The 22,341-nt window shown below is 71.0% G+C and carries 33 protein-coding genes; 5 read left to right on the forward strand and 28 right to left on the reverse strand.

The features are described from left to right. Positions 1–390: 390 nt before the first annotated feature. The 25 genes from ACZ31C_RS05180 to ACZ31C_RS05300 all read right to left on the reverse strand — a co-directional run bounded on the left by ACZ31C_RS05180 (position 391) and on the right by ACZ31C_RS05300 (position 13,695). Positions 391–546 carry a hypothetical protein gene (locus tag ACZ31C_RS05180; protein ID WP_465794246.1) on the reverse strand — a complete coding sequence of 52 codons (156 nt, stop codon included), beginning with the start codon at positions 544–546 and terminating at the stop codon, positions 391–393. A gap of 202 nt (positions 547–748) precedes the next feature. Next, positions 749–976 carry a hypothetical protein gene (locus tag ACZ31C_RS05185; RefSeq protein ID WP_465794247.1) on the reverse strand — a complete coding sequence of 76 codons (228 nt, stop codon included), beginning with the start codon at positions 974–976 and terminating at the stop codon, positions 749–751. 359 nt (positions 977–1,335) lie between these two features. Beyond that, the gene (locus tag ACZ31C_RS05190; protein WP_465794248.1) at positions 1,336–1,485 is read right to left on the reverse strand and encodes a hypothetical protein; all 150 of its coding nucleotides are present in this window, start codon (positions 1,483–1,485) and stop codon (positions 1,336–1,338) included. Positions 1,486–1,510: 25 nt separating this feature from the next. Next, a complete protein-coding gene (locus ACZ31C_RS05195; protein ID WP_465794249.1) occupies positions 1,511–1,891 on the reverse strand; it encodes a hypothetical protein in 381 nt (126 codons plus the stop codon). 26 nt (positions 1,892–1,917) lie between these two features. Then, positions 1,918–2,583: a hypothetical protein gene (locus tag ACZ31C_RS05200; RefSeq protein WP_465794250.1), complete on the reverse strand. Its 666-nt coding sequence runs from the start codon at positions 2,581–2,583 to the stop codon at positions 1,918–1,920. A gap of 201 nt (positions 2,584–2,784) precedes the next feature. Next, positions 2,785–3,612: a hypothetical protein gene (locus ACZ31C_RS05205; RefSeq protein ID WP_465794251.1), complete on the reverse strand. Its 828-nt coding sequence runs from the start codon at positions 3,610–3,612 to the stop codon at positions 2,785–2,787. A gap of 10 nt (positions 3,613–3,622) precedes the next feature. Beyond that, entirely contained in the window at positions 3,623–4,027 is a 405-nt protein-coding gene (locus ACZ31C_RS05210) for a helix-turn-helix domain-containing protein (RefSeq protein WP_465794252.1), read from the reverse strand. Next, complete coding sequence (locus ACZ31C_RS05215) at positions 4,027–4,626, reverse strand: hypothetical protein (protein ID WP_465794253.1); 600 nt, start codon at positions 4,624–4,626, stop codon at positions 4,027–4,029. The genes ACZ31C_RS05210 and ACZ31C_RS05215 overlap by 1 nt, the downstream gene beginning before the upstream one ends. After that, a complete protein-coding gene (locus tag ACZ31C_RS05220; protein WP_465794254.1) occupies positions 4,623–5,558 on the reverse strand; it encodes a hypothetical protein in 936 nt (311 codons plus the stop codon). The genes ACZ31C_RS05215 and ACZ31C_RS05220 overlap by 4 nt, the downstream gene beginning before the upstream one ends. 116 nt (positions 5,559–5,674) lie before the next feature. Next, entirely contained in the window at positions 5,675–6,058 is a 384-nt protein-coding gene (locus ACZ31C_RS05225) for a hypothetical protein (protein WP_465794255.1), read from the reverse strand. Then, entirely contained in the window at positions 6,055–6,231 is a 177-nt protein-coding gene (locus tag ACZ31C_RS05230) for a hypothetical protein (protein WP_465794256.1), read from the reverse strand. The genes ACZ31C_RS05225 and ACZ31C_RS05230 overlap by 4 nt, the downstream gene beginning before the upstream one ends. Then, the gene (locus ACZ31C_RS05235; protein WP_465794257.1) at positions 6,228–6,545 is read right to left on the reverse strand and encodes a VRR-NUC domain-containing protein; all 318 of its coding nucleotides are present in this window, start codon (positions 6,543–6,545) and stop codon (positions 6,228–6,230) included. Before ACZ31C_RS05235 ends, ACZ31C_RS05230 begins: the two co-directional genes overlap by 4 nt. Beyond that, positions 6,542–7,453 (reverse strand): hypothetical protein, encoded by a 912-nt coding sequence (locus ACZ31C_RS05240; RefSeq protein WP_465794258.1) that lies wholly within the window; start codon positions 7,451–7,453, stop codon positions 6,542–6,544. Before ACZ31C_RS05240 ends, ACZ31C_RS05235 begins: the two co-directional genes overlap by 4 nt. Next, positions 7,450–8,322, reverse strand: coding sequence for a PD-(D/E)XK nuclease-like domain-containing protein (locus tag ACZ31C_RS05245; protein ID WP_465794259.1), 873 nt, complete (start codon positions 8,320–8,322; stop codon positions 7,450–7,452). The genes ACZ31C_RS05240 and ACZ31C_RS05245 overlap by 4 nt, the downstream gene beginning before the upstream one ends. After that, entirely contained in the window at positions 8,319–8,582 is a 264-nt protein-coding gene (locus ACZ31C_RS05250; RefSeq protein ID WP_465794260.1) for a WhiB family transcriptional regulator, read from the reverse strand. The genes ACZ31C_RS05245 and ACZ31C_RS05250 overlap by 4 nt, the downstream gene beginning before the upstream one ends. Then, positions 8,579–8,857: a hypothetical protein gene (locus tag ACZ31C_RS05255; protein WP_465794261.1), complete on the reverse strand. Its 279-nt coding sequence runs from the start codon at positions 8,855–8,857 to the stop codon at positions 8,579–8,581. Before ACZ31C_RS05255 ends, ACZ31C_RS05250 begins: the two co-directional genes overlap by 4 nt. Beyond that, positions 8,854–9,174: a hypothetical protein gene (locus ACZ31C_RS05260; protein WP_465794262.1), complete on the reverse strand. Its 321-nt coding sequence runs from the start codon at positions 9,172–9,174 to the stop codon at positions 8,854–8,856. The genes ACZ31C_RS05255 and ACZ31C_RS05260 overlap by 4 nt, the downstream gene beginning before the upstream one ends. Next, positions 9,171–9,338: a hypothetical protein gene (locus ACZ31C_RS05265; protein WP_465794263.1), complete on the reverse strand. Its 168-nt coding sequence runs from the start codon at positions 9,336–9,338 to the stop codon at positions 9,171–9,173. Before ACZ31C_RS05265 ends, ACZ31C_RS05260 begins: the two co-directional genes overlap by 4 nt. Further along, a complete protein-coding gene (locus ACZ31C_RS05270) occupies positions 9,335–11,848 on the reverse strand; it encodes a DNA methyltransferase (protein ID WP_465794264.1) in 2,514 nt (837 codons plus the stop codon). The genes ACZ31C_RS05265 and ACZ31C_RS05270 overlap by 4 nt, the downstream gene beginning before the upstream one ends. Beyond that, on the reverse strand, positions 11,841–12,110 hold the full coding sequence (locus ACZ31C_RS05275; protein WP_465794265.1) for a hypothetical protein: 270 nt from the start codon (positions 12,108–12,110) through the stop codon (positions 11,841–11,843). Before ACZ31C_RS05275 ends, ACZ31C_RS05270 begins: the two co-directional genes overlap by 8 nt. Next, positions 12,107–12,598 carry a DUF4326 domain-containing protein gene (locus ACZ31C_RS05280; RefSeq protein WP_465794266.1) on the reverse strand — a complete coding sequence of 164 codons (492 nt, stop codon included), beginning with the start codon at positions 12,596–12,598 and terminating at the stop codon, positions 12,107–12,109. Before ACZ31C_RS05280 ends, ACZ31C_RS05275 begins: the two co-directional genes overlap by 4 nt. Continuing rightward, the gene (locus tag ACZ31C_RS05285; RefSeq protein ID WP_465794267.1) at positions 12,598–12,840 is read right to left on the reverse strand and encodes a hypothetical protein; all 243 of its coding nucleotides are present in this window, start codon (positions 12,838–12,840) and stop codon (positions 12,598–12,600) included. Before ACZ31C_RS05285 ends, ACZ31C_RS05280 begins: the two co-directional genes overlap by 1 nt. Further along, the gene (locus ACZ31C_RS05290) at positions 12,837–13,184 is read right to left on the reverse strand and encodes a hypothetical protein (protein WP_465794268.1); all 348 of its coding nucleotides are present in this window, start codon (positions 13,182–13,184) and stop codon (positions 12,837–12,839) included. The genes ACZ31C_RS05285 and ACZ31C_RS05290 overlap by 4 nt, the downstream gene beginning before the upstream one ends. 74 nt (positions 13,185–13,258) lie before the next feature. Next, positions 13,259–13,444 carry a hypothetical protein gene (locus tag ACZ31C_RS05295; RefSeq protein WP_465794269.1) on the reverse strand — a complete coding sequence of 62 codons (186 nt, stop codon included), beginning with the start codon at positions 13,442–13,444 and terminating at the stop codon, positions 13,259–13,261. Continuing rightward, complete coding sequence (locus ACZ31C_RS05300; RefSeq protein ID WP_465794270.1) at positions 13,441–13,695, reverse strand: MerR family transcriptional regulator; 255 nt, start codon at positions 13,693–13,695, stop codon at positions 13,441–13,443. The genes ACZ31C_RS05295 and ACZ31C_RS05300 overlap by 4 nt, the downstream gene beginning before the upstream one ends. Positions 13,696–13,862: 167 nt before the next feature. Here ACZ31C_RS05300 and ACZ31C_RS05305 point away from each other — a divergent pair, with 167 nt between their 5' ends. Continuing rightward, on the forward strand, positions 13,863–14,381 hold the full coding sequence (locus ACZ31C_RS05305; RefSeq protein ID WP_465794271.1) for a helix-turn-helix transcriptional regulator: 519 nt from the start codon (positions 13,863–13,865) through the stop codon (positions 14,379–14,381). Positions 14,382–14,387: 6 nt separating this feature from the next. Next, complete coding sequence (locus tag ACZ31C_RS05310; RefSeq protein ID WP_465794272.1) at positions 14,388–15,566, forward strand: tyrosine-type recombinase/integrase; 1,179 nt, start codon at positions 14,388–14,390, stop codon at positions 15,564–15,566. Between the two features lie 345 nt (positions 15,567–15,911). On the opposite strand, the gene ACZ31C_RS05315 is transcribed toward ACZ31C_RS05310, so the two are convergent. Then, on the reverse strand, positions 15,912–16,067 hold the full coding sequence (locus ACZ31C_RS05315) for a hypothetical protein (protein ID WP_350698081.1): 156 nt from the start codon (positions 16,065–16,067) through the stop codon (positions 15,912–15,914). Positions 16,068–16,217: 150 nt separating this feature from the next. Here ACZ31C_RS05315 and ACZ31C_RS05320 point away from each other — a divergent pair, with 150 nt between their 5' ends. Next, a complete protein-coding gene (locus ACZ31C_RS05320) occupies positions 16,218–16,751 on the forward strand; it encodes a YbhB/YbcL family Raf kinase inhibitor-like protein (RefSeq protein WP_396743470.1) in 534 nt (177 codons plus the stop codon). A gap of 140 nt (positions 16,752–16,891) precedes the next feature. Here the strand turns inward: ACZ31C_RS05320 and ACZ31C_RS05325 are convergent, their stop codons facing one another. Further along, positions 16,892–17,602, reverse strand: coding sequence for a class I SAM-dependent methyltransferase (locus tag ACZ31C_RS05325; RefSeq protein WP_465794273.1), 711 nt, complete (start codon positions 17,600–17,602; stop codon positions 16,892–16,894). A 210-nt stretch (positions 17,603–17,812) separates the two neighbouring features. Here ACZ31C_RS05325 and ACZ31C_RS05330 point away from each other — a divergent pair, with 210 nt between their 5' ends. Further along, positions 17,813–19,639 carry a DUF6311 domain-containing protein gene (locus tag ACZ31C_RS05330; RefSeq protein WP_465794274.1) on the forward strand — a complete coding sequence of 609 codons (1,827 nt, stop codon included), beginning with the start codon at positions 17,813–17,815 and terminating at the stop codon, positions 19,637–19,639. A 3-nt stretch (positions 19,640–19,642) separates the two neighbouring features. Here ACZ31C_RS05330 and ACZ31C_RS05335 read toward each other — a convergent pair whose 3' ends face one another. Beyond that, positions 19,643–20,425 (reverse strand): hypothetical protein, encoded by a 783-nt coding sequence (locus tag ACZ31C_RS05335; RefSeq protein ID WP_465794371.1) that lies wholly within the window; start codon positions 20,423–20,425, stop codon positions 19,643–19,645. Between the two features lie 279 nt (positions 20,426–20,704). Between ACZ31C_RS05335 and ACZ31C_RS05340 the strand changes: the two genes are divergently transcribed. Continuing rightward, the gene (locus ACZ31C_RS05340; protein WP_350698085.1) at positions 20,705–22,219 is read left to right on the forward strand and encodes a peptide deformylase; all 1,515 of its coding nucleotides are present in this window, start codon (positions 20,705–20,707) and stop codon (positions 22,217–22,219) included. The last annotated feature ends 122 nt before the right edge of the window (positions 22,220–22,341 follow it).

Genomic DNA, 22,341 nt, shown 5'->3' on the forward strand with positions numbered 1-22,341 from the left:
CGGGAGCTGTGGGCGTGGGATCTCCCTGCCGCTGTGCCGAGCGATTCTGACCGCCCCTCCCCTGTGACCTGCTGAAACTCACCATTCGAGTGCTGGTGTGAACAGCCCATCGAGTGGCTTGTTGCCGCGTTCTTGGTTGCAGAGTCGGCCGCAGGTGGGGCAGGGGTTGGGTGGTGCTGCGCCGCGCGTGCCGTGGGCTGGGCGCATGTCGTGGGGGTCGATGCGCTGGCCAGGATCCAGGCTCACGGGCACCAGGTGGTCGGCTGTGTAGGCGCCGTCGTGTCCGCACAGGTGGCAGGTGTGGCCGTAGATGGCGAACATCCGTGCGCGGGCGGTGCGGTAGGGGCGGCCTGTGCGGTGGCGGGATCGGGGCACTGGTGCCCCCTGGGTCTAGTTGGTGAGGGACCATCCGCAGCAGGCGCAGATGGCGAGTAGGGGTACGCCTAGGAGGAGTCCCCAGAGCCAGAGGTGTGCGGTGGCGAGGCGGTCTGACCAGACGGCGGCGTTGTGGGCGCGGGTGGCTGCTTCGTGGGGGTCTTGGGACATCCGCCCATGGTGGGGGCTGTGATCATCCCCCGCTGTCAGGTGGACGACGGCGGTGTGCGGGCAGGCCGGAGCACCACTTCCGGCCTGCCCGCTCTTCCCCGCACCCCTGCCTGCGTCTCGTCCCAGAACGCAGCCAGCCCGGGAGCCGTGGGGGCTCAACCGGGCTGTGGGCACTGGCCACCTGCGTGGCCGTGTGAACAAATCATGCAGCGGCCGGCTCTCCAACGTCAACTCGACGCGGCCGACCGCGTCCGCCGAGTCGCACGTCACGTTCGATGCGGGCCGTCTCGTCCAGCGGGCTGTAACCGGCGCGGGTGGTGAGGCCCTTGCGGTCACGCCACCGGCGGACCATGGCCTCGGTGACGTCTCCGCCGAGGGCTGCGGCGAGGTCGGCGGCGGTGCCCCACTCGCGACCGTCGATGGTGATCACTCGGGCCTCCTGTCTTCTGGTTCGCGGGAATGTCAGTTCTGACGATGCAGGTTTGTGGATCTAACCGTTTAGTGGCTGGTATCGGGTGCCGGACCGGAATGCCTCCAGACCGGCACTTCTGGTGGCATCCGCGCTGACCTCAATCCCAGTACCACCCGGACTGCGATCGGTGCGAACCCCGCTTGTGTGGTGTGCGGACGCATACAAGCCGGCTCACCCACCCGTAGCGCTCGCCGATGGGCACGCTGATCCAGCGACCGCAGTGGGTGGTGCCCGGCCTGCCTCTCACCGTCTTGGCCATCGGTCGGTCCTCTCGGGTTGGTGTCGGCCCGGGACGGACGCCCCGGGCCGACAACGGGTCAGGCGGGCTGGTGTCCGGCGCAGTCGTCGCAGACACCGCCCCCTTCGGCGTGATACGCCTTGGCGTCGTTCTCGGTGTCCCAGTACTCGCCGTAGACGCTGCCGCAGCAGTCGCAGCGGGTCTGCCAGTTCTTGGTCTCGACGGGCATGGCGATCTCCTTCGGTCGGTGCGGGTCAGGCGGTCAGGGCAAGCGGCACCAGGTTGTTGTCCGTGTCCACCGCGTGCGGGACGCCGTTGATGGACAGCCGGGTCACCACGTCCAGGTCCCAGTCGTCTTCGTGCTCGGGCAGCAACTCGACGTGCCACTCGGTCGGCGGCACCGGGAAGCCGTAGACGATTTGGTCGGCGTCGGTCAGCAGGTCGCCGATCTGCGCGTCGGTGGGGTGGGGGTCGGTGAGGGCGCGGGCGAGGGCGGCGGCGAGGGCGTAGATGTGGGGCTCGTCGCGGTGCATGAGTCGGCAGAGTTCGGGGGTGGTGGTGTGGCGGGGGTCCCTGCTGTCGGCGAGGGCGGTGCAGTAGCGGCAGACCTGGTCGGGGGCGAGGGTCGCGGGCATGGCGGGTCCTTTCGGGTCGGTACGGGTCAGTTGGTCGGGCTCGGTGTGGCCCCCGCGACCGCGCCGATCACCGCGTCGCGGGGCCAGATGTGCTGCACGCCCTCCACCGCGCCCGGCATCCCACACCGGCAGCCGGCACCGGTGCAGCGGCAGTCGGCGGCCTGGCAGCGCACCGGTCGGGGCTCGGGCACGCACGCCAGCTCGTACATCAGCCGCTCTCGGCAGGCCGGGCATTCGCGGCCGGTCAGGTGCCGCCACGGGGCGGACACGCCGAGCCGGCGGCGGGCGGCGCGGTCGAGGTGCTCCAGCGCCTCGGTGGTGCGAGTAGCGGCGTGCACGCTCATGGCGGGGATGGCACGGCGGATGCGGGTGAGTGGATCCTGTCCGGGTGCGCCCGGCAGGTGGGCGGCGGCCTGGTCGAGTTGGCGGAGCATGTCGCCGAGGAGGGCGGCGTGGGGGTCGGGTGCGCCGGGTGCCCAGGCGCCGAGGGCGATGCTGGCGGTGGGGTCGCCGTGGCCGCCGAGGGCGTGGCGGCGGCCCCATGCCGGTGAGGCGAGCGGGATGTCGTGGAAGGCGCTGGTGCCCACGATGGCGTCGCGGGCTGCCGCCAGGGCGTGGCCCTCCAGCCCGCTGAGAGCGTCGTGGAGGCTCGCGGCGGCGGCGGTGGCGTGCAGGTGGTGCGGGGACGACATGAGGCTCCCTCAGGCGGCGGTACGGCGGCGGATGGCGCGGTGGAAGGCGACCCACTCCAGAGCGGTGCCGATCTGGGCGAGGCGTGGGCGGCAGTGAGGGCAGGCAGCGTCGCCGGCTGGTTGCAGCACCAACGGGCCTTTGCAGTAGCCGCAGCGGCCAGCGACGGGGATGGGGAGTACGAGCTGTTGGGCGTTCACCGGTCAGCCCTCGGCCTTCGCGGCGTGCTCGGCCAGCAGCGCAGTCCAGCCGTCCCAGGTCTTAGGTGTGATGCCGTCGCCGCCGAGTCGGCGCATGGCGTGGGTGAGGGCTGCGGCGAGCCGGTCGTCCAGTCCGGCGCTGGCGACCTGGGGCTCCTGCATGCGCGCGGGCGGAGCCGGGGCGACGGCGTTAGCGGTCGCCTCGGCCCTTCGCTCGTTGACGGGTCCGGCGAGGTCGGCGGGGGCGTCGTAGCGGGCCAGGGCGCGGTCGAGCTGCTCGACGGTGTCGCGGGCGACGGCGATGACGTCACCGGCGTCGGAGAGGTCCTGGCGGAGGCTGTCGTTGACGCGCTGCCGGAATTCGGTGAGGCGGACCGCTTCGTCGCGCTGCTGCCGCAGCCGGCTGTTCTCGGTGACGTACGCGGCGTTGGCCTTGCGGAGGCTGCGGAGTTCGGCCCCGGCGCCGTTGAGGTCGCGCTGGAGGCTGTCGCGCTGGGCGGCGTGCTGGGCGGCGCGTGCACCCCACTGGCCGGCGTCGGTGCGGGCCGCATCGCGCTGGGCGGCGAGGCGGGTGATGTGGTCGGCGGCGGTGGCGGGCCCGGTCATGCCGGCCGTGTTGAGGGCGTGCCACACGTCGGTGAGGGTGGCGAGGTGCTCGTCGCGCTCCTGTTCGGCGCGAACAGCGCGGGCGTCGGCGGTGGCGTAGTCGACGGCGGCCATGTGGTCGCGGTAGGTGTCGGGCTGGTCGGGTCGGGCGTCGCGGATCTGGTGGGCGTGGGCGGCGGCCTGGTCGAAGAGGCGGTCGCCGAGCGGGATGCGGTCGTGGGTCATGGCGGGCTCCTCAGGCGGCGGGGTTGGTCTTGGCGAGAGCGGCGAGCAGGTGCGGGTCGAGTTGGTCGGCGGGCAGACCGGACTCCTCGGCGGCGGCCCACTCGTCGGCGTGAGCGCTGGCGGCGGCGACGAGGGCGACGATCTCGGCCGGGGTGAGGTCGAGCAGCGGCAGGTGGTGCTCGGCGACGACAGCGAGGCGGCGGTCGAGGGCTGCGGCGATGTCGATGACGGTGGACGACATGACGTCCCGGCAGGCGGTTTCGACGTGGCAGACGGACTGCTGGTGGATGTAGGCGATGCGGGCGACGTCGCGCTGGGTCATGCCGAGGCGGTCGCGGCGGGCGCGCAGCTGCTGGCCGAGGTGCAGCCGGTCGGTGTGACTGCGGTCGGTCAGGTCGCGGGGGCGGGCGGTCATCAGGCCACCGCCTCGTCATCACGGCGCCGCAGCCGGCCAGCTTCGGCGAGCAGGGTCTTCGCGTGGCGCTCCCGAGCGTCGCCGTCCTCCCACCAGGCGCCCGCAGGCTCCTTGGCCTTGCCGGCGTTCCACTCGGCGACCGGGGCCATGCGCGGGTCGTATGCCGGGTTCGGCTCGGCGGCTGCCTGGCGCTGGTGGTGGCGGTGCTCCCTCTCCCACGCGACGATGCGCGGCATCAGCGCCTCGCGGTCGCCGTCGGGGATGACCGTGCGGACCTGGCCGATGAGGTCACGGATGTCGGCGGAGCGGTCGCGGAGCGGGCCAGCGGTAGCGGCGTACGCCTCGATGGCCTTCTGCTCGGTGGCTTCGCGGAGCTCCCGGCGCCGTTCCCGGTTGAGGTCGGCGGCGCGGGCCCGGATCTCGGCGACCTTCGGCAGGAACGTGGAGCGTTGGATCATCTGGATGGCGGCGGCGCGGGCGAGGTCGAAGGGGACGTCCTGCATGGCGGCGAACCACACTTCGTCGATGCCGTCGGGCTTCTCGCGGTCGTAGGCGGTGAAGATGATCGCGGTGAGTGCCTGTGCCTCTTCGTAGTTCATGCGGGCCTCGTGAGTGCGTCGCGGATGAGGGCGGCGTTGCTGCTGCCGTTGCTGCGGGCGATGGATGCTTCGGTGCGGGTGGCGCGGCGGGGCGGCAGTTCGGGGCCCTGCTGGGCGCGCACCAGGTAGTTGTCGAGCAGGGCGGGTCGGCTGGCGACGCGGTCGGTGAGCATCTGGCCGAGCGCGGTCTTGATGAGAGCGGGCGGGAAGTCCTGCTTGAGGGCCTTGGCGATGCCTGCGGCGTACCGCTTGATGATCGTGTCGGTGAGCTTCACCTGGCCGGCGGTGCAGTGGTCGATCCACTGCTTGGTGATGTGTCCGGCGTTCTCGGGCTCGTCGGTGGTGACGAGGGCCAGGGCGCGGGGGGTGTCGACGATCTCGCCTTCGACGGCGTCGTCCTCGCCCGGCCGCGCAGCGGACGGGGGGTTAGTTCCTTTCCCTGTTCCCTGTTCCCTGTTCCTTTCCGCCAGTGAGTCCTCAGTGAGATGTGCGTGAGGCTGCGCTGAGGACTCACTGGTCGGGGGTTCGGAAGTGCTCTGAACAGGCGTTTCCGCAGGTGGCGGTGAGGTGTCCTCCCTGTCCGGGGGCGGTCTGTCGTCCTTCGGGGGCGGCGGGAGCTTGCTCTTCGTCGGGCGGTTGATCCGCTGGTGCTCAGACCACCCTCGGACAGTCAGATATGAGCGCTCGCCCACCTTGTAACGAAGGATCAGTGAGGACTCACTGAGTCTTTTGAGGTCGAGTTCGACGTCGGTGGAGAGGCGGTCGTCGAGGGGCCAGACGGCGGCCTTGATGAGCCGGGCGTCGTCAACGCAGCGACCCTCGTCGTCGCAGTGCGTCCACAGCCCGATGAAGGTCAGCCGGGCCTCGATGGGCAGGCTCGCCACGGTGAGGCTCGTGAAGAACTCCGGCTTGATGGTGCGGATCCGGGCCACGTCCTGCGCCTTCCTGATCTATGTGGTGGTGCCGTGGGTGTGCGGGCTGATGGGAGCAGCGCGCGGGGGTTTACGTCCTGGGGTGGGCCGGGCCTGGTTGACCCGGCCCACCGGTGTCAGGCGGGGATCGGATTCCGGTCGGTCGCCTTGCGGCGGAGGTAGCGGGCGGCCTGGTACTGCCGCCGGCCGTTGAAGGTGCGGTCCCAGTTCCGGGGCTGCGGCGCACGGCAGTTCCGGCATCCCTCCCGCTGGCGGCGCGAGTCGGGCCGGTCGTCGACCGGGTAGCCGCATCGGTCGCAGATCGGGCAGGTGGTGCGGCGTTCGGTGTAGGCCACCCCTGCGCGGATCACCCCGGCCGGACGCGGGTCGGGCTCCCCCGCCTGGCAGGTGGTGCCGGTGCGGACCGGGCAGACCCGGCACAGGGCCAGGGCGAGCCGGCTGCCGGGGTCGCCGGTGTCCCACCACTCCGGCGGGCGGCCGATGCACAGCGGACGGTTCACTGTCCCGACTCCTCTCCGATGCGGCGGAGGTGTTCGGCCTGGGCGGCGTCGACCTCGGCGGTGTCGTGTGCCTGGTTGGTCTGCGGGCGCCCGCACCGGCAGGGCGGCTCAGCGCCGGTGGTGAGCGGGTCGCCGGGCAGGTCCGGGTCCGGCATGTACGGGTGCGGGCTCACCGGGCCACCTCGGTCAGCTCGGCGGCGATCCGCCCGGACCGCCAATCCGACGGCCGCCACACGTCCACGTCGGCGCCGGCCTTCCCGAGTTCGTCGATCCACCGCTGCTGTTCGGGCCGGACCCGACCCGTCTCGGACTTGAGTTCGCGGAGCAGGAGGCGGCTGCCGACGATGGCCAGGTCGGGCCATCCGGGTTCGGAGCGGCGGCTGTCGTGGGTGTGGTAGGTGAGCAGGCCGATGCGGTTGGCGAGTTCGCGGATGTTGGCCATCAGCTCGGCCTCGGTCATCGCCTCGGCGAACGGGTCGCGTCTCACCGGTCACCGCCCGGCTGTGCCGTCTCCGGCCACGCGTCCTCACCGATCCCGGCAACACTGTCCGGGCTGACCGACGCGGCCGGCGACTCGGCCTGAGCGGCGATCTCCGCAGCCGTGACTCGCTGCGGCGGAAACTCGTCGTCCTTCGTGACCTCGCCCCGCTCCAGCGACCGGTACGTCACCGTCAACTGCGCGACGTCGTGTTCCGTCCACCGGTCCGACTTGCGGCCGAGCTTCTGCTCCAACTGGTCCTGCGTCACCCCGTACCGGCTGGCGTACAACTCGATCGCCCCCGCGACCCGCTGCGCCAGCGGCTTCCCGCCCCCGTCGCGCAGCGTCTTGGAGCAGCGGTCCTTCGCGTCCTCCACGAACCACGGCGGCAGGATCGAGAAGATGGCCTCACGCAGCCGGCGGGCCCCGTTGTTGGCGTTGTTCTCGTAGATGTCCCGCATGTCGACGAGGTCCTTCACCCCATCGCGGGTGTCCCGCTTGTGTGGGACCACGAAGATCGACGCGGACCGGGTGTTGGTCTGCACGTCCCACGCCCACGCCTGCATCTCCGAGTAGCCGCCCGCGTCGTCGCGCCGTAGCTCACCGATGCCGTACTGCACGTTGCCCCAGCAGCGGGCCAGCTCACGGGCCAGGTGCACGGACGGGCCGGTAACGGTGCCGCCGGCCCGCGGAAACCGGTAGAAGGCCCGCTCGGCGAGGCCGGCCTGCCCGCAGGACTCGCGCATCATGGCCTGCGCGGCGGTGATGCTGCGCGGGCACTGCTGGGCGACCACCACGGCGGCCTGGACCTCGGCGACCGCGCGGGACTGCTCGATGGCGGTGCCCTGCCCGAGGTGCGTGGGAACGGGGACGGACGGGCCGGCGATGCGCTCCGGGGCGCGGTTGTTGCTGCTCACATCAGCTCCTTGGCGTATCGGTTCTCGACCCATCCGGGCAGCGAGATGAGGGCGACGTCGTCCGTGTAGCCCGGCCACCGGCCGGACTGGACGCACTCGCGGTACAGGTGTCGGGCCTCGCGGTTGAGGTGCGCGCCGATGCTCAGGGCCGTCGGATCCGGCTGCGCCACCGTCACCAGGTAGGGGGCGCGCTTCTCCTGGAAGATGAAGACGAACTGTGAGTCCGCGGACGCCAGCCCGAGTGCGCGCAGGCCGCTCAGGTACCAGTCGGCCTGCTGGTGGTAGCCGTGGTCCCAGATGGCCCGTTGCAGGTCATCGGGGGCTGCGGAGACGCAGGTCTTGTAGTCGGGAACGATGAGCCGGCCCGGCCGAGACACGTCCAGCCAGTCGGTGCGTGCCCGACACCAGATGCGGGTCTCCGGATCCACCCAGAACATCGACAGTTCGGGCCGCCCACCTTCGGGGCGCAGCAGCGCCGCAGCCGTGGGGTGTGCGCGCAGGGCGGCAGCCATTTCCTGGACGACGGTGTAGTCCTTCGACAGCAACGGCACCTTGTCCGCCTTGCGGGCGGCGGCGGCGGCGTCCTTCGCGGCGTTGGTGCGCCAGTTGTCGTGCTCCACCTCGACGATCTCCGGGCCGGCGCCCAGCACGAGGGTGTGGGCGGCGTGGCCAAGGTCGAACTCGCGTTTCGGTGCCTGTCCGCTGTCTCGGTTGTGCTTGTACAGCGCCGGGCAGGACGGCGGGAGAAGCTTCCGAGCGCCGGAGCTGGACAGTGAACCCTGCGGCACGGGGTCGCCGTGGTAGACGGTGTCCGGGATGCCGGCGTAGACGCCCGGCTCGGTGATGACGGCGAGGTCCACGGGGGTCATGCCACCGCCTTCCTTTTGAGCTGCCGGCGTTCCCGCTCGGTGAGTCCGCCCCACACCCCGAACCGCTCGTCACGGTCGAGGGCGCAGTCGAGGCAGTTCTGCTTGACCTCGCACCGCGCGCACACCCGCTTGGCCTGGGCGGGGGATCCGCCCTTGTCGGGGAAGTACGCGTCGGGGTCGGTCTGCGAGCACAGGGCCCGCTCCTGCCATTCGGGGGCGGTGCCGAGCAGATCGGCGGCGGCCAGCCGGGGGGCGTTCACTGGTCGTCCCCGTCCTGCTCGCTGCCCTGCCCGGCGGTGACGGTCCACTGGTTGGTGGAGGTGACGTCGCGGGGGAACAGGAGGCCGGTGGGCTGGTCGACGGTGGCGGGCACCTGTTCGTGGGTGCGGGTGTGCGTCTGGTAGGCGGCGGGGGTGAGCCGGTGGTCGGGGTCGACGGGGTTGGTGACGGTGCGCCGGCCGGTGTGATCGACGGGTCCGCCCTTGTCCCAGCGGTGCTGGCCGGTGGTGGGCCGGGCGATGGTCTCGGCGGTCACTTCGCCATCTCCGGCAGCTCAACGGTCTCCGCCGGCCGGATGCTCTGGGCCAGCGTGGAGACGACGGCCATCGCGGCGTCGCTGAGCCCGGCGTCGCCGTGGACGCCGTACTCGAATGCGCCGGGGGCGGCGGCGTCCAGGGCGAGTGCGAGCCGGAAGGCGTGGCTGCCGTCGGTCATCCAGTCGGCGACCTCGGCGAGGACCAGGTCGGCGCGCTGTGCGGCGTCGTCGCACCACTCGCAGCCGAGGTCCTGGCAGTTGGTGGCGTGCGGGGAGAGGGTGTCGATGATGCGGTCTCGGATCGACGGGTCGGTCACGGCTTGTCCTTCCGGGCGTGGTTGGCCTGGGCGATGCGCAGGTCGGCGTGGCGCTCCACGTCGCGGGCGGCGGCGGCACGGCGGCGGGCGGGCGTGGTCAGGAGTGCGGCGGCCAGGGCGCGGGCGGCGTCGACGGCCATGCGCAGCCGGGACAGGCGGCTCATGCGGCACCGACCTGGGTGGTCGTCAGGCCCTCGAGGTCGAACAGGGCCGGCATGCCGACTCGCGCCTCTTCGGCCCGCAGGTAGCGAACCCCGTCGGCGAAGTAGCCAGGGTTCAGTTCGACGGCCCGACCGCGGCGGCCGGCGCGCAGGGCGCGTACCGGCACGGTGAACAGCCCGCCGAACGGGTCGTACACCAGCTCGCCGGGGTTGCTGTAGCGGTTGATGAGCCGGTCGACGATGTCGAACTGGAGCGGGCAGACGTGCATCTGCTGGGCCCGGCGGGACTGCTCGGTGTTGAGGGTCAGCATGCGGTTCACGTCGTGCCACACGTCGGGGTGGTGCGATCCGGGGGCGAGGCTCATGAACGTGGCCGGCAGCGACCCGGACGTGTCGAGGGCTTCGCCGACCTGGACGTGCCGGTCGTAGTCGTACACCTGGCGCAAGGTCTGTTCGGTGAACAGCCGCGACAGTTGGTCCGGGGGCAGGGCCGCCAGTTCCTCGGGGGTGAGGTGCCGGTCGCCGGACGAGCGCCAGAAGGCGTGGGCGTCGACCTGCCAGCGGGCCCGGGTGTAGTCTGCCTTGTCCTTGACCACAGGCAGGTCGGCGTAGGAGCGGGTCCGGTCGGTCTGCGGCTTGCGGAACAGCAGGATGTACTCCGGCGAGCCGACACCCATCTTGGTGCCGTCCTTGCACTGCTCCGACCAGCCGAGCCGGTACGTCTGGTTGTTCTCACGCACCACGTCGGTGACGACGGTGATCATGCCGAGGTAGTCAAAGCCGTGCCGGCGGGAGTGGAAGATCGCCTCAGCGTGGAACGGGGACACGGTGGGTACCCCGGCGCCGGTGACGTTGCCGAACAGGATGCGGTCCTTGACGTGGCAGGCGTAGATCCGGCCCGGCGTCAGCACCCGCAGCAGCTCGGGCGTCAGGTAGTCCATCTGGGCCCAGAAGTGGCCGTTGTCGTCGGTGTGGCCGAAGTCGTTGTAGCTCGGGGTGTACTCGTAGTGGTTGGCGAACGGGATCGACGTGACGATCAGGTCCACCGAGTCGGTGTCCATGGCCTTCGTCTCGATCACGCAGTCGTTGTTGGCGACCAGCCAGCCCGCGCCGGACGCCTCCACCCGGTCGACGCCCATGGAGCGGCCCATCTCGGCGGTGAGGCTGTCCTTGTTGAGGCCGTGCTGGCGGATGACGTCGGTCATCTTCGCGGTCAGCTCCTTGTGCTGGGCCCACTTCGTGCGCAGGGTCCGCACGACCTCGCGCTCCGATTCGGCGTGGATGATGTCGATGCGCACCGGGTGCGGCTGTTGGAACCGCTGGATGCGGTGGATGGCCTGGATGAAGTCGTTGAAGGAGAACCCGACGCCGACGAACACGGCCCGGTGGCAGTGGCGTTGGAAGTTGCAACCCGACCCGGACAGCTCCGGCTTGGTCGCCAGCAGCCGCGATCGGCCCTCCGCGAAGTCGATGACTCGCTGCTCGCGCACGTCCAGGTCGAGGGAGCCGTAGACCTCCACCGCATCGGGTAGGGCCTTCTTGATGGCGCGACGTTCGTCTTCGAGGTCGTGCCAGAGGATGAAGTGCTCACCCGGTGCGGCGTTGACGATCTCGGCGGCCTTTCCCACCCGGGCGTCGAGGGTGACCCGCTTCTCGCGGGCCGCGTCGGCGACACCGAGCGCACCCCCACGGAACAGGTGACCCTGCCCGTCACGGTCAGCGCCGGCCTGGCTGTGGTCGACGGCGACCTCGTGGAACACGACGTCCAGCTCGGGCAGGTCGTAGCCGTCGTCGGAGTAGCCGAGGTCTGACGGCTTCTGGAGGAACACCGCCCACGTGTTCAGCCACAGCCAGAACTCCCGCTCCTTGTGCGGGTACAAGGTCAGGTTGTTGGCCTTCGTGCTGTCGCGCTGGAAGAACCTGGTGAGGGCGTTGCCGGTGTCCATGACGCCGAGGAACCCGGCGTAGTGGATCAGCTCCTTGTACCGGTTGGGGCTCGGTGTGGCGGTGGCCACGAACCGGTACGCCACGGCGTCGAACAGCGGCAGGAACGTCTGGTAGGTCTTCGACCCGAACGACCGCAGGATCGATGCCTCATCGAGACTGACCGCGTCGAACAGGCCCGGGTCGAGCTTGCCGTCGCGCACCGACTCGTAGTTCGTCAGGTAGATGCCCGGCCCGTCGACTCCGGCGTTGGTGCGGGTGAACGTGACGGTGATGCCGAGCTTCGCCGCATCCCGCACGAACTCCTGCCGCACGCCGAGCGGGCACACGATCAGCGCCCGGCCGCCGGTGCGGGCCAGCACCAGCCGCAGGACCTCCAACTGCATGAACGACTTGCCGAGCCCGAACGCGGCGAAGATGGCCCGCCGGCCGCCGCGCACCGCCCAGGTGACGATGTCCCGCTGATGCGGCTTGAGGATCGGGTTCACCTCGGCCGGGTCGACCTCGATGCCTGCGGAGGCGGCGACCGGGGTCTTGGCGTGAAGGAACTCCAGGTAGCGGTCAGCCATGGCGCACCGTCCGCAGGCTCAGCACCGAGGCGTCGAGGCGGGCGATGGTGGCGGCGGCCCGCCGCTGGTGGTCGGCGGCCACCCGCTGCCGGTGCTCCACCTCGGCGGCGGGGATGGCGACCAGCGAGGCGTGTTGGGCGTCGACGGTGGCCCGCAGCCGGGTTACGTCGGCGTGGAGGCGGGTGATGCCCCGGTGGTAGCCGGCCCAGTAGGCGAGCCCGGCGAGGATGGCGGCGACCAGGGCGGCGAGGACGGCGGTCATCGGGCCACCTGCCTGTTGGTGATCTCCAGAAGCACATCCGCGTGGCACGGCTGATCGAGTCGGCACCAGCAGGCGAGGTTCTTGCCGGCCAGGTGGGTGCGGATCTCGTCGGGCGTGACCTTCAAGAACCGGCCGCCAGCGCTCGGGTACGCCAACCGCATGCCCAGCGTCGGGTCGGTCAGGGTGAGGCGGAACAGCTCGACCAGTTCCGCCCGCGTGCCCCAGCGGACGTACGTCTCGACCTGGTCCAGGTCACGCGAGCCGACGCTGGGCAGGAACATGTCGTGGCGGTTGCCGGCGCGACTGATGCGTCCCTCGTGGTCCCAGTCGCGGCCGAACCGTTCGTGGTGCTGCGGGCCGTAGTGGACGAGCCCCCACTGCCCTCGGTACTGGAACGGGTTGCCGAACAGGGTGGGGCGGCCGACGTAGACGGTGTTCTCGGGCATCCGCCATCCGGCGGTGCGCTTGCGCTGGATCCGCTTCGGCATCACGCCACCTGCCGCAGGGCCGGGTCGACGGCCGCCACCAGGCCGGGGGCGTGCGACGGCAGGGTGGCCACCGGACCGTCGGCCCGCAGCGGGGCGAACGCCACCACCGGGGCGACAGCCCAGTCGGCCAGCAGGTCCGAGCAGTCGCAGAACTCGCCGGCGAGGACGGTCCCGCAGCACGGCTTGATGGACGGGGTGATGGTGGGATGCCAGGGGCTGGGCGGCAGGTGCGGCTGGGTCACTGGGCACCGTCCTGGCGGTCGAGCTTGGCCAGCACGATCACGCGCGCCTGGCACGCCTCGCGGTCGTTGCACTCGTACTCGACCGGGTCCAGCGGGCCGTACGGGCGCATGACCAGACCGTTGGTGGCGCCGCAGTCGCGGCAGACGCGGTGCGGGTTCGCCTTCCTCAGCCGCTCGGCGAGCTTTGCGTCCTGCGCGGACCGGAACCGGGCGATGACGGCCTGCGCCGAGACCACATTCGGGTCGGTCGGGTGGTCGTCGGCGATGCCCGTGATGGTCTGGATGAGGTAGCCAGCGAGCTCGGCGTAGCTCTCCGGCGTGTACTCGGTAGGCTGATCGGACATCTGGACTCCTTGCTTGATCGGTTGGTGTCCGGGTGGTGAGGCCTCGCCCGTGGCTGCGGGTGGGGCCTCGTGCGTTACTGGGTGCGGGCCTCGGCGATCGCGTCGGCGAGGCGGTCGAGCTGCCACTGCCGGTCCTCGGCGGGCGTCGCCGGCCGGTGGTACGTCGGCTCCGGAACGGGCGGGACGGTCGGCAAGGTGCCGGCGGCGATCAGGGCGATCCCGACGACGACGGCCAGCCGGGCGGCGACCCGGGTGATCACGCGGCGCTCGGCTGACGCGTGGTCCGAGCGGCGCGGCGGGTGCGGGCGGCGGCGCGGCTCGGGGTGCCGAGCGCTGGGCGCGAGTCCGCCTTCTTGATCTGCTCGATGTGCTCCGGGTCGAAGACGACGCCGCGCACCTTGCCGGTGCGGCGGTGCGGGACGGTGCCAGCGGTCACCCGATCGCGCAGCGTCCACTGCGACATGCCGAGCACCTCGGCCGCCTGCTTGATGGTCAGCGGGCGCGCATCCACAGGACCCCTCCTCTCAGTGCGAATCAGTTGTGCTCAGTTGTGGGCACGCACAGAACATAGCCTGTGTGTGCGCACGCGCACAAGTAAGACAGGAGGTCACCCCGCACTCATCCGAACGGGCTACGCTGCGGGCACACAAATCCATGGATGCCCTGGGAGAAAACACAATGACGGCCGAACGACGCGGCGATGCCCTGACCAGCGCGGATGTGCGTCTGGGCACGCACGTGACAGGCCGCGCAGTGGTCCCTAATCTCGTGCGCGTGCGCACAGTCGACTGGCCGGAGCGTGAGGCGTTCATCGCCCACCTCGAACGGCTGAAGGATGCCCGGGGCTTTCGGTACGACGCAGCCCTCGCCGAAGCTGCCGAGATCAGCCACTCGGCGGTCAGCAACTGGCGCAGCGGCAAGCAGAAGCCGAGCCTGACCGCGATCACCAAGCTGGCCGCCGCCCTCGACGTGAGCGCCCACGACCTCGCGGCGCGCGCCGGCGTTGCCGAAGGGTTCGCCCAGGCGTCAGTGCCGACTCAGCTTCCGCCGGAGCTGGAGCTGCTGATCGAGCAGTGGCAGACGGCCGATGCCAATCGCCGGTCGGAACTCCTCGGCCGAGTGCAGTTCGTGACCGAGTGGTTCGAGGCGACCACCCCGCGCGCACCCGGTGACGGGCGCACACGCCGAGCGGGCTAGATCCCCGTGTGGGTCGAGCGGCACGGAACCGGCTGGCGCATCCGTGAGCTGGTCGGCGACAAGAAGGTGACCATCGAGTCCGGTTACCAGAACAAAACCGCCGCCAAGGCCGCCATCACCCGCATGAAGGCCGACCGGTGGCGCGGGGACTACATTGCCCCCCGCGCCGGTCGGATCACCCTGAACGCCTGGATCGACGCCTGGTGGCCGTCGTACGCCGCCACCCTCAAGCCCACCACGCAGCGCACCGAGGACTCCCGGGTGCGTAACCACATCCGGCCCATGCTCGGCGACCTGCCGCTCGACGAGGTGGATGCCCTGGCGATCCAGCAGCTCGTGTCCCGGCTCGCGTCCGGTGACTGGCCGGGCAGACGCAAGCTGACCCCGAAGACGATCCGCAACACGCACGCGATCCTGCACAAGGTGCTCGACGCCGCGGTGGCGCAGCGGTACCTGCGGGTCAACCCGGCCGGGTCGACGGGCCTGCCCCGTGTGCGCCGTCAGGAGATGCGCTTCCTCACCACTCCGGAGATCGGCCGGCTCCTGGCGGCCACGCCGGAGCACTGGGTGCCGCTGGTGACGCTGCTCGTCGCTACGGGCCTGCGGTACGGGGAAGCTGTCGGGCTGCGGGTCGGGAGGGTGGACATCCTGGCTGGCCGCCTGGAGGTGCTGGAGACGTTGCACGATGGGATCGGGGGAGTGCCTATCTTCACCGACCCCAAGAGCGACCGGTCGCGCCGCACGGTGACCTTCCCGGCGACGGTGGGGCACACCCTGGCGCCGCTGCTCGTCGACAAGGGTCGGGACGAGTTGGTGTTCCGCGACCTCGACGGTAAGCGGGCGGTCACCCGCAACTTCCGTCAGCGCGTCTGGCCCCGCATCCTGGCGGACGCGGGGCTGGGGAAGGTGCGGCTGCACGACCTACGCCACACGCATGTGGCGCACCTGATCTCGGCGGGGGTGCCGTTGACGGCGATCTCGCGGCGGATGGGTCACGCCTCGATCGCGGTCACCTCGGACGTGTACGGGCACCTGCTCGCCGAGGTTGACGAGGGTGTGATGGCCACGGTGGTCGGCATGCTTCCCGCACCCCCCGATGGGGGGAATTTGGGGGGTCTGGGGACTGAGGACGACCGGACCCGACTGACCTTCACTGACCTTCCAGCAGGTAAACGCACTTCCTGAGCCGCTGGCCTGGGACCTGAATCGGGTTCGAATCCCACACCCTCCGCTCACCCTCCACCCGTCCACGCACCCGGACCAGCACCCGTCCACGCACCCGGACCCGCACACGCGCCCCACCACCTGCCGCGTCACGGGCATGCCCGCCGCGATCATGGACATGTGGCACGCGAGAAGCGCCTGAATGCCCTGATTTTTCCCTGCCACAAGTCCATGATCGGCGGGGCGGGTGGGGCGGGCGGGGCGTGGGGCGGGGTAGGCGGCGGGGCGGGGTGGGGTGGGGGTGTGGGAGCGGGTGGGGGCGGCGGTGGGGGCGAGGCGGCGCGAGCGTCGTGACCTGTGGGTGCCTCAGCGCTTCGGTGGGCGTACCTGCTGGTTCTCGCGGATCTTCTCGGTGGCGAGTCGGTCCAGGGCCCGGCGGCGTTCGTCGGGTCGGGGCTGATCGTCGCGCTCCCGTACGGAGTCGACGGCTGCGGTGACGAAGTCGCGCCAGATGCCGGCCACGGATCTCCCTCGCTCGATGGGTGCCAGGCTGACAACCCGAGCGAGCGGCCTTCGGTTACGGCGGACACCTCGCGTTTTCCCGGTTGGCACCGCGCGACAGGGTATGAAGGGGGACGCAGAACACCACTTCCACCGGAAGGACCTGTGTCGATGACCCTGGAACGACCCATCGCCCCGGACCCGTACGAGTTGCTGCCGACTGTCGCCTCGTTCACGCTGACCAGCGACGACGTGCACAACGGCGAGCCGATGGACGCGGCGCACGCCCATGACAGCACCGGTGGGGGCAACGTGTCGCCGCACCTGGCCTGGTCGGGTTTCCCGGCGGAGACCAAGGGCTTCGTGGTGACCTGTTTCGACCCGGACGCACCGACCGGCAGCGGGTTCTGGCACTGGGTGCTGGTCAACCTCCCGGCGGATGTGACCGAGTTGCCGCGTGGCGTCGCCGAGGGCGACCTGCGGGGGGCGTTCAGCGTCCGGAACGACTACGGCGTGCAGGGGTTCGGCGGTGCGGCGCCGCCGGCCGGTGACCGGCCGCACCGGTACGTCTTCGCGGTGCACGCCCTCGACGTGGAGAGCCTGGACCTCACGCCGGACGCCTCACCGGCCTACGTCGGCTTCAACCTAGCCTTCCACACCCTCGCCCGGGCCACCATCCGCCCCACCTACCAGATCACCGCCTGACCCCACCCCGCCGGTGAGCCGCGTTGATCAAGAGGTTTTGGCCACCAATCCCGACCGGGCGTGGCACAAACTTCTTGATCAACGCGGTGAACCCGCCCGGGCGGGAGGGCCGGGGGGAAGCGCAGGGGGTGGGGGCAGGGTTAGGCGGGGGTGCGGGCTACGGCGAAGACGGACTGGCCGAAGGGTGGGCGGGCGACCTGCTCGGCGGCCTTGGTGGCGGGGAGGACGAGGGTGTCGTAGACCTTCACCATCGGGCCCTCCTTCGGCATCAGCCGGAAGACCTTGGTCGCCATGAAGTAGCCGATCAGGCCGAGCGCGTTCGCGTAGTGGATCTTCTCCACCCGCAGGCCGGCATCGGTCATCGCGGCGGAGAGCGTCTTCTTGGTGTAGCGGCGTACGTGGCCGGTGGCGATGTCGGCCGGGCTCATCGCGAACTGGAACGCCGGGACGATGATGACCACCGCCCCGCCCGGGCGGACCAACTGGCCCATGGTGCGCAGCGCCTCGACGTGGTCCTCGATGTGCTCCAGCACGTTGTACGACACCGCCGCGCTGTAGTCACCCCGCTCCGTGTTGGGCAGCAGCATCTGGCGTACCTCGATGGACGGCTGGTCGGCCAGGCGCTCCTTGAGTGCGACCAGCCGGTCCGGGTCGGCCTCGGTGGCGGTGAAGCGCGGGAAGTGCTCCGCCCACTCCAGCGCGTAGTCGCCGAGCCCGCTGCCGATCTCGATCGGGTTGTCGCCGAGGTATGGCACGGCCAGCTCGACGAACCAGCGTCGGTGGTTGACCGCGGTGGCGAGGCCCTCCAGAACCTCGGACTGCACGCGCTGATCCCCAGTGATTTCTGCCATGCGTCGATTCCTCACGATATGACTCGACCCCGCGCCAGGACCGACTGAGTGAACCATCCGCCTGGAGGGCGGGAATATCGGGGCCCGCGGTGGCCGAATTACGGTCGGGTAGCTGCACGATCGGTGGTGGTCAGCGAACTCGGAAGATGTTACGCCAGTGGCCTGAAGGCCGCACGATGGCCCGATACGCCGACTACGCTCCGAATTACCATGACTACTCCTGAATCGGGCCGCTCCGCCGACGAGTCCGAGGCGCCAGGGGTGCCGGACGGGCCACCGGACGATGGTCATCGGCCCAGCTCAGGGCGGTGGATGGACGTCGTCGCCGTGATGAGCTTCACGGCGCTCGGTTTCTGGGTCACTGCCCGGATGTGGCTCAACCCGGCCGACGGGATTCGCGACAATCAGACCGATATGGCCCAATTTCAGTGGATGATGGCCCACGGTGCTCGGGTGGTGACGGAATTCGCGTTCCCGTTCTCCTCGGATCGGATGAACGTGCCGGAATCCGTCAATTTGATGGCAAATACCTCGGTCTTATCCGTTTCATTGCCGATGACACCGGTGACACTGCTGTTCGGCACCCGTGCGTCGTTCCTGCTCTTCCTCACGCTCGGGATGATCGCCACGGCCACCGCCTGGTACTTCGTACTCTCCCGGGTCCTGGTCGGCTCGCGCGGCCCCGCCTGGCTGGGCGCTGCCTTCTGCGCGTACGCCCCGGCGATGGTCTCGCACGCCAACGCGCACCCGAACATCGTGTCCCAGTTCGTGGTGCCGCTGATCGTCTGGCGTACCGTGCGGCTCGCCGAGCCCGGCCGTTGGCTGCGCAACGGCGTCCTGCTCGCCCTGGTGATCGTCTGGCAGGCGTTCCTGAACCTGGAGATCCTGCTGATGACCGCGATCGGTCTCGGCGTGGTCGTCGTGGTGCTGGCCGTCGCGCGGCCCGACCTGCGTCGACGGGCCCGCCCCTTCCTCGCCGGACTCGGCGTCGCCGCCGCGATCGCGCTCGCGCTGTTGGCGTACCCGCTCTACGTCCAGTTCTTCGGGCCCGGCGCGTACAACGGCCTGTCCTGGCTGATCCGGGGCTACTCCACCGACCTGGCCTCGTTCTTCACCTACGCCCGGGAGTCGGTGGGTGGAGAGGCGCTCAGCGCGGCCCGGCTGGTCAAGAACCCCACCGAGGAGAACGCCTTCTTCGGTTGGCCGCTGGTGATCCTGGTGGCGGCCGTGGTGTGGTGGCTGCGCCGCAATCCGGTGGTGATCGCGCTGGCCGGGCTGGGACTGATCTTCGCGGTGCTCTCGCTCGGGCGGGAGATCCGCTTCGACGGCCGGGGCACCGGGATACCCGGCCCCTGGGCCGCACTTGAGGACCTGCCGGTGCTGCACTCGGTGGTGCCGACCCGCTGGTCGCTGGCGATCACGCCGATCGTCGGGCTGTTGCTCGCCTACGGTGCCGAACGGGTCCGGCAGGTCGCCGCCCGGCACCCGGACCGGCGTACCCAGATCCGGTTCGGCACGGCGACCGTGCTGGCGATGGCCCTGGTGCCGGTGTTGCCCACCCCGCTGCCGACCAAGCGACTCGAACCGACCCCGGAGTTCGTCACCTCCGGAGCCTGGCGTCCCTATCTGGCCGGCGGGCGCAGCCTGGTGACCCTGCCGCTGCCCGACACCGAGTACGCCGAGCCGCTGCGCTGGTCGGCGCAGACCCGGTTGCAGATGCCGATCGCCCGTGGCTACTTCCTCGGCCCCGACACCCGACCCGGCCGGGACCGGGTCGCGCTGTTCACCGCGCCGCCGCGCCCCACCAGCACCTTCTTCGGTGCGATCCGGCGGACGGGTGAGGTGCCGCAGATCACCGCACGGGACCGGCAGGAGGCGGTCGAGGACCTGCGGTACTGGCGGGCCGGCGCGGTGGTCCTCGGCCCGCACGAGCAGGCCGAGGCGCTGCGTACCGGGATGACCGCACTGACCGGCGTGGAGCCCACGTACACCGGCGGGGTGTGGCTCTGGGACGTCCGGCCGCTGGTCGGGGAGTGACGCTCAGGAGCTGCGGATGCAGCAGCCCTGGCAGACCTTCGGCGACGGCAGGGTGAAGGCCAGGCAGCAGGTGCGGCGCTGCACGGTCGGCTCGCCGTTGCGGCCCGGCACCAGCTCCACCAGGTCGGCCAGGTCGAGCGCGCCGAGCAGGGTGTCCACCGCCTCGACCGCCGAGCCGGGCAGGCTGTCGGCGGCCCGCAGCACCCCGTGTGCGATGCCGGAGGCCACCGAGCCGAGCAGCGTACGCGTGCCGATCCGGACCTCGCCCTGGATGGCGGCGATCACCGGCGACAGGTGCGCGTCCAGCAGCGTGCCGCGCAGTGCGGTCAGCAGGGCCTGCTCGTCGGCGAGCACCCGGACCTGGGGCGGCCCGGACAGGGCCAGCGGGTCGTTGGGCAGGACCGCGATCGGGGTGGACCGGCGCAGACCCAGCGTGATCAGAGTGCGCGGGTCGGCGAAGTGCACGAGGGCGGCGTCGGCGTCGAGCAGCGGCACCCGTCGGGCGACGGCCCAGCCGAGCACCACCGGCAGCGCCGCCCAGTAGCTGTACGCCTTCCAGGCGACCGCGGCGGAGGCGTGCGGCGTGCCGCCCCAGAGGCGGACGGCCGAGTCGAGCAGCTCCGGCACCTGGGCGCCGCTGGTCAGCGTCGTCGCCGGGGCCCAACCCGCCTCGTCCGGCACGACCAGCCCGGCGGCCAGGCCGGGCAGCGCGTCGGTGCCGAACATGGCCCGCAGGGTCGCGGTGACCGGGGCCAGCGGCGCGGCCGAGGCGGCGTGGACGGGCAGCACGGCTGTCACCTGTTCCACCCCCCGTCCGAGACCCCGATGGCCAAACTAAGGCTAGCCTAACCACACTTCGGCTGCGCGGGGAACCCGGAAAGAGGGGGAAAGCGAGAGGCTCGGATCACTCGGTGGTCGGCGGTCACGCTGAGTGTCGTACCGGAGACTCGGGGCAGTATCGGTAGAAAACGCTCACGGGTCAAGGGTCCTGTCGAGAAGGTGCCAGTTGTGTGCGTGATCGGCGACGCAACGTGAAACTTGATGCACCCGGCCACGAGGAAGCTGATGACGACCTCACCGCTCGATCGGGCTGCCGACTCGTTCGCCGCCGAACTCGCACGGCACCGGACGGAGCGGGGGCTGTCCAAGAAACAACTCGCCACCCTGATGGGCTTCGACCCGTCCTACGTCAGCCACGTGGAAGGGCGGCGGCACCGACCCACCGAGGACTTCGCCCGGCGCGCCGAGGCCGTCCTGGAGGCCAGCGGCGCGATCTGGCAGCGGTTCCGGGAGTACGACGACCTGCGTCACGCCCGCGCCGAGCGGCACCACCGGGAACCCGTCCTCCCCGGCCAGTGGATGCCGCCGGGCACCGGACTCATCGTCGAACGCGAGACGGCCATCCTCACGCACACCGACGACTCCTACCACTGCGTCATCCGTCGGGAGCTGTACAACGCCGGCACCGAACCGGTCACCCGCTACCTCGTCCGGATCGCCGTCGACCGCTACCCGAACGACCCGGGCCGCTCCAACCGGCACCACCGGGAACACCCGCTCACCTTCGCCGAGCTGCAACTGAGCGCATTCCGCGAGGAGTCCGGCGAGCGAGAGGCCATGCACTGGCGGGCCAAGCACGACCGGGACGCCTTCAAGGAGATCTGGCTGCTCTTCGAGAACGCCGACCGCCGCTTCCCGCTCTACCCGGGTCGTCGCGCCACCATCGAGTACGCGTACACCGTCGGGCGGGACAAGTGGGGCCCCTGGTTCCAGCGGGCGGTCCGCGTACCGACCCGGCACCTCGCCGTACGCCTGGATCTGCCGGTGGCGCTGGACCCGCAGGTCTGGGGCGCGGAGACCTCGCTCTCGGCGGAGGAGGGGCCGCTGCGCACGGCGGTGACCCGGCGGGACGAGGGCGACCGGGCGATCTTCGACTGGGCGACCGACGAGCCGCCGCTGAACGCCCGCTACCGGATGCAGTGGCGCTTCCGCGCCGAGCCGGAGACCGAGCCGGAGGGCGGCCGGGTCCGGCCGTCCGACCGGATGCGCGGACTCGGCATCGTGCAGCGCGGCGTCGACCTGCTGCGGCAGCCGGCCCGACCGTTCGACCTGCCCCGCGAGGAACAGTCCGCCCGCGAGATCGTCGACCGGCTGGTCACCGCGGTGGCCCGACTGGACGAGATCCACCCGTTCACCAAGGGCGTGGGCGTCGCCGCACCGCAGCTCGACATCGGCCGGGCGGTGGCCGTGGTCCGCCCGCCCGACCGCACGGCCGAGCCCGTCGTGCTGCTCAACCCCCGGGTGGTCGAGGCCGCACCGGACACCGACGAGCAGTACGAGGGCTGCCTCTCCTTCTTCGACCACCGTGGGCTGGTGCCCCGGGCGCTGCGCATCGACGTGGAGCACGCGCAGTTCGACGGCGGCCGGGTGATCACCTCATTCGAGTTCGGCATGGCCCGCCTGGTGGCGCACGAGATCGACCACCTGGAGGGTCGGCTGTACGTGGACCGGATGGCGCCCGGAGTGCCGCTGGTGCCGGTCGAGGAGTACCGCGAGTCCGGGAACCCCTGGCGCTACTGACCCCGTGCCGCCACCGTGTCCGCTCCGGAGCGCGCCCTCACGGGTGGTGCCACCGCGCCCGCCCGGGTGGGAACGACGGCCGGACGGGCGCGGGTGGCGTGGGCGGTGCCGGTCCGCCCGAT

Source organism: Micromonospora sp. NPDC023869 (assembly GCF_055559695.1).